Consider the following 6,749-nt stretch of genomic DNA (forward strand, 5'->3'; position numbering starts at 1 on the left):
AGAGTGCTGCCAGTGGATATAACACTACCTGGAGGCCGTCATTAGCCGCTGCCTATGAGATGACCGCAATTTCAAAATTAAAAAATAATGAATTGGTTATCTCTCGCCCTGCAACTTTATTGATTGCACAAGCCTCTGCGCCTCGCGCGGCGTTGAGCGCGCCTGCTTATTCGGGCACCAGTTATTACGAGGGGCAGTACGTGCCTATGTCCGTGACTGCGAATGCAATGAGCGGTGCTTCTATTAACAAAGTGATTTTCTACGCGAATGACGAGGAAGTAGGAACTGATACTACAGCACCTTATTCATTATCGTGGATGCCGCCTGCACCGGGTTTGTATGAGGTGAAGGCTCATGCAGTCGATTCCAAGGGGGTGATTGGGGTCTCTGCTCAGCGCGAAGTTCGCTACTTGAGCCAAGGCGCCACCAATAGCATCGTTACTATTAATGAACCTTTGTTGGCTGCGTTAAATGCGGCTAATGACCAGTATTTTGATGGTTTGTCTTCTAACTATCGCTTGCGCGTGGTGACACAAGAATTACCTGAAAATCCTGTTGTTGAGATTTTTGCGAAATCCAATACCGAACCGTCTTGGTCCTACTCTCCGTGGGTTAGTGTTGAGCCTGGAAATGCGTCGAGTCTGGTGGGCTCAGCTGAGGTTGCTATCCAATTAGATTCCGCTGGAACCATAGTTTTCTCAATTAATAATCAGTCATCAGGTAGTTATGATTATCGCGCACGGCTTTGCGACCGATTAACCTTTAATTGCAGTGAATTCTCTAATCTAGCCTCGGTGAATATCTCTACCAGTACTGGAGCTGGTAACTCTTCTGTGGCGGGGCAAAATTCAAGCAATGCTCAAGCGTCAAATGGTGCGGACGTTAGTTCAGCGGCTAGCTCGCAGGCGTTGAAGTTGCAATTGATGTCTCCACAAACATCGTTCACTGAAAAATATGGGCTAGGTGCAGAAGTTGTTCTCGGAGCCTATCTGGTAGGTCCAGGGTATACCGGCGGACTTGATGTAAATGGCAAAGCTGCTGCAGTTGATTTTTATGCTAACGGAGTACTTTTATCTGGTTTACCTCCATACCCTAGCAGTAAATTTTTGAAAGGCTGGACTCCAACCTCTGCAGGTCGATACGCGATCCATGCAGTTCACCGCATGCAAAATGGCACTACTCTGGTGAGCCCAACGGGGTATATGGAATTTACGCAAACTGGCGCACCAACGATTTCTATCAGCTCGCCAATTGCAAACCAGCAGTTAATAAAAGACCAACCAGTCACGATCAGTGCATCAGTTTCTGATCCGGAAAATGACGTAGGGGACGTTACCTTTTATGTAAACAATAAACAAGTTGGCCAACGGGATGAAACGGCTCCGTACAGTGTTGCATGGACTCCAACAGCCAGTGGTAATTACACGATCCACGCCGTTGCACTTGACAATACGTTATTGAAATCCACTTCGATGGCGGTCAAAGTAGTTGTGCCTACTGTTAGCTCGTCAGCTAGCGTGGCGGCATCTAACAATTCAAGCATTTCCAGCAGTCCAAGCTCTGGTGGAAATAGTAATTTTGCTGCGTATCCAGTTAATGGCGCAACAATTGAGAACTTTGCGAATGCACCCTGTTTCCAATGGGTGGGTGTTGCGGGTGCTGCTTCTTACCAAATTACTTTAGGTACTACTCCGTCGTTAAGCAGTGACCGCTGGACTACCTCTGTCAGCGCACGATCTGCTTGTTGGGCGCATGGTTCCGGGTGGAGTTCTCTCCATTCTGCAAATGCGGTGCCTGAGTATTTAACCGAAGGAAGTACTTATTATTGGCAAGTAGTAACTAATACAAATGGCAACACATATAAATCGGCAATTCAGTCCTTCGTGGTTGGTGCCCGTGGTTTGCCTGCGGTTCCGCAAATTACTTCTTCACCGATTCAATCGACAGCCAGTTTCAGTCTCGAGTGGTCACCAACAGGGTCAGTGACAGTTGATTATTACAATTTGAAAGAAAAGTCGAATGGCCAAATCAGTTTCTACAATAATCTAAAGACGCGTGCATATACTCTGACGCCATTGAATGCAATGGTGTATGAATACAGCTTGCAAGCGTGTAACGCGAAAGGTTGTAGTGATTACTCGGAGCCTGTGCGTGTTACCGCTAATCCTTTGGCAAATCTTGCCTCGCCCACGTTAATGGCACCAGCCGATAACGCGATCATCAACGTAAGTGGTTCAAATCCTTGCTTCCAATGGAATACTGTTGTTGGTGCAACGTCCTACAACGTTACCATTAATACCGATGGGCACTTCCCAATTTCACGCTGGCAGAAAATGGCTACGAGTGGAACCTCGCTTTGTTGGGATGGAGGTTCTGGTTGGACAGCAGGAGGAGTGCAGAAGCCCACTGAGTTCATAATGGAAAAAGGGCAGACATACTATTGGCGCGTTGTTGCTGTTAAAGGTAGTAATGAAGCCTATGGGTTCTCGCAAACGCGCAGCTTCCGAATGACATCGGGCGCCGTGACGGCACCAACTGTGCCGCCTGCAATTGCTGTTGAACCATTATCATCGTCATTCAGTGTTAATTGGCGGTCGGTAAGTGGTGCTTCTTATTATGAGTTACAAAAAGCATCCAGTGGCGATCTGGCGGGTATTTATGGTGCTGAGTGGCTTCCATCGGAAATCCATTATTCAACGAGTACCCTTGTTTCAGGATTACTCGATTACAACCTTTATCGCTGGCGAGTTAAGGCGTGCAATACAGCAAAACTGTGTTCGGATTGGCGAGTATCCGAACCAAAGGTTTACCAGCCGACTACAGCGTTTGCGCCGGTTTCTCTTGCACTACCTGTGAGTGCCGCAAACCTGGGCGGTAATCCCTGCTTTGAATGGACACCAAACCCATCAGCAGCGTCGCATATTGTTACTGTCAGTGTAGGGAATTATTTCCGGGCGCAGCGTTGGACCAAAGCTGTTGGTGCTGGCAATCGCGCATGTTGGAACAACGGCGAAGGTTGGGAGTCTGCCGGTATTAATAAACTTCCTGTTCCGGTGAATTTACAGCAAGGTGTTCCTTATCAATGGCGTGTTGTTGCGGGCGATAATTTGGGCAGTCAATCGCGCTCCGAAACGCGCAGTTTTGTCATTGATACTAACGGTGTTATTGATACCAAGTTGCCTGTTCCTGCATTAACCGTAATTGATGCGGATCAGGATTGTTTCTACATTATTAATTTTGGCGCTACCGCTAATGTAGCCCCTAGCTATGTTTACGAGCTATATGAGAAAAAATCCACTGATCAGGATTGGCAATTGTTAGTGTCTAGAAGTAGACAAAGAGGCAACATCCCTCCATTTACGTTTTATTCTGACGCGGATATTTTCAATGGGCGCCATTTGTCGGGTGGTGCTTACGACTATAAAGCGCGTGTTTGCGAAGGAAATAATTGTGGTGCGTACTCGAGTGTATTGCCGGTTAATACCAGCACATCTTGTAAAAATGTAGCTATGCCTGTGGTGAATTTTGACCCGCTGATATCTACGGCGATTGTAGGGCAAAACAATCCGTTAAGCGTAAACGCAACTACATCTCAAGGCACTATCACTCAAGTTAATTTTTACGCAGGTGGGCAGTTGGTTGGAAGCGACAGCTCAAGCCCATTCTCAGTTAACTGGAGACCTACCGTTGAAGGTAACACCCATATTGAAGCAATTGCAGAAAATAGTCTTGGCGGCACTGCCAGTACCCACTATAAATCGGTCAATGTTATTCCTGAGCCCCCAATAAGTGATACAGGTAATTTTAATTTCATTGCTACGCAAAATATTTATGGTCTACGATTTGATTTAAGTTGGAAACCGGTAGTGGGGTATACACGGTTTGAGTTTTGGAAGCGCAGTTCAGGCAGATTGGATGAACTATATGAGGCTGAATGGGCTCCAGACTCAATGTCGCAAGCTGAATATAATTCTGGTGCTATGTCTATTCCGGTAAGCAGCCTGCCAGATGTTTTATATGTGCAATGGAAAATGGTTGTGTGTGAAGTAGCCAGTGGTTGTAAGTCGCAGCTCTCCAGGGTTAAGACTTTGAATCATAATCCCAAACCAACAGTGACCCAGGCATTGGCGCCTGCAAGCAATAGCGTTATCGACTTCAACAATGCAGAGAATAACCTTTGCTTCAATTGGAGCGCAGATCCGGACGCAGTGGCTTATACCGTTGTAGTTAGTAATATTTCTGAATTTCCCGAGCGCCGTTGGCAGCGCGGTGTTAGCAAAGATGTAACTACTCTTTGCTGGGGTAATGTTAATGACTGGACCAGAACCGGGGTTTATCGCAGTGAGCTTCCTGATGATCTCGCGGTGGGTGGTACTTATTATTGGCGCGTAATCATCAATTATGTTGACGGGCGTCAAGGTGTCTCCGGTACAAATCAATTCACCTTGAATAACAGCTTACCCATACTCAACGTTACCTCCGATGTAGTTTTGCAGAACTTTAAACTCGAGTGGAATAAAGTGAGTGGCTCGCGCTCATATCAATTACAAGTGCGTGTTGGCAATAGTGTTTCTGAGATTGAATCTGCGCTGCCGAGCGATGTGACGCTGAGTGATTCGCTAGCGACAACTATTAATGAATCCATGGCGACGTATAAAGACAACGCCATGATTCAATGGCAGGTTCGTGCTTGCCAGTCGGCTTCAAGTTGTGGTGCATGGCAAAAATCTCGAATCAAAATCAATCAATACGGGGCGATTTCCTCAGGTATTAGTTTGACTGCACCTGTAAATGGTTCTTCAATCGACGTCGCAATTGATCAAAGCACACCTTGCTTTAAATGGAATGCTGACTCCAACGCGACTGACTATGTGGTTACGCTTAGTGATACACCAGAGTTCACAGAGCGGCGTTGGGCCAAAGCTGTCTCCGGTTCTACCGAAACCTGCTGGGATAATGCTAACGGCTGGGCTCCAGCGGGAGTCTACAAAGACGAATTACAGGAAGGGCTGTATCGCGGCTTTAAATACTATTGGCGAGTAGTGTCGCGTTATTCAGATGGAAGTTTAGGTTTCTCACAAACCTATAGTTTTGATGTCACTGATTCATCTTCGCCTGTGATCGCGCTGTTGTCACCGAAACCCTTTGAAAGTAAGCGAGTGTTTGTTGGCAGCAATGTTCCGGTAATGGCCAGCGTATTTGATAACTATATGCGAGCTTGGCGCAACCTTGATGGCCGCCCGCCTGTTATTGACTACTACATAAACAATGCGCAGCTTACTAAAGGATTCAGGGTGCCGGCTGGCACACCAGTACAATGGCTGGCGAATTCAGAGGGGACTTTCAAATTCAAAGCTGTTGCTTATCTAGATGATGCAAAAACGCTAAGGACGATGGAGTCTGAAATTACAGTTGTGGAGCCGCAACAGCCAACTGTTGCTGTTCAAATTAGCGGCAATGCTAGTGTTGGTTTTGCTACCGAATTAAAGGCGTCTGTGACTGACCCGGATCAGCAAATTGAGCAAATCACGTTCTATGCGAATGGTGAGCCGGTTGGTAAGACTCGTAACCAGCCTCCTTACAGTACCAAATGGACTCCAGTGGTTGCTGGAAATTATGAATTGACGGTAAAACTGTTGAACAAGCGTGGTGGTGAAATAGTTTCATCAGCAACAAGTGCATTAGTACAGCCGACTATTTTCTCGCTTGATGGAATTGATGTTCTTTCGGAGTTTGGTACCCAGTCTGCCAGTCAAGGCTGGTCGGTGATGCCGTTGAAAGTATCGGATGTGTTAAGTATTAAGCCAGCCAATAATAATCGTATTAGTTACAACAAGCTGGATAAACTAATACTCAATCGACCACTGAAAATCATTAATCGCAGCGATGTATATGACAACGAGATCGTGCCGCAATTAATTGTGTTGGATGCGAACGACGTTGAACTTAAGAGTGGGATTGAAATTGTTGGTGAACCGGCTGATCTGCTAATTATCAACAGCTCTGCATCCAACAATATTCGCTGCGAAAATTGTGGATTCATCAATGTTCAACGCGCAGTGATGGCAGTGGCAACCCCCACAACAGCTTTGTCGTCTGCTATGGCTCAGGTCGGCGAATTGCAAACCCAGCAGGCGGGCTTGATAGATATTAATAATCTACAAGCATCCGGCGCGGTCAGTTTGGAAATTATTGCAGACAAAGTAATTGCTAATGGGCACATCAATACGCAGCAATATGCTCGTCAATCTACAGAAGTCAGTTCGCAAACGGGCGCAACTGAACAGGTGCTGGATTTTGTTTCTACGCCGGATATGAATTCGGTGGTAGTGGGATCTGGCGGTGTAAGTGTATTGCAGGGAAATTTGCGCGTGAATTACGAAACTATGGGCGTGGAAAATACCGTAGCTGGTACTGGCGCCATGGATTTACGAGCCGCAATTTCATCGGGTGCAATTAATATTTTTGCAACAGATTCCATTCTGCTGAGTGGTAATTTATCGACTCGCTCGTCGCATCGCGCTGCACAAATTTATCGCGGGCAGTTGCGCGCCCAAGAAGAAAAAATTGAGCTGAAATCGATCGTGCAGGCAAGCGTAGCGCCCAGTGTGCGTATTAATGGCACTGTAGTATCTGATGCAAAAGTGAATGTGATTGGGCATAGCGCGGAAATCGCGGCAAATGCAGGTATACAGGCGCATTCCGTGAAAGTGCAATTGATTGGTCAATTAATGAATCGTGGCTATATT

At 46.4% G+C, this 6,749-nt stretch carries 1 protein-coding gene; it reads left to right on the top strand.

All coding sequences use genetic code 11. From position 1 onward, the window contains the following. Positions 1-59: 59 nt before the first annotated feature. Positions 60-6,749 (top strand): Ig-like domain-containing protein (locus ACWA6V_RS14785; RefSeq protein WP_449523211.1); only part of this gene is annotated, 6,690 nt, incomplete at its 3' end.

This window comes from Cellvibrio sp. (assembly GCF_053579595.1).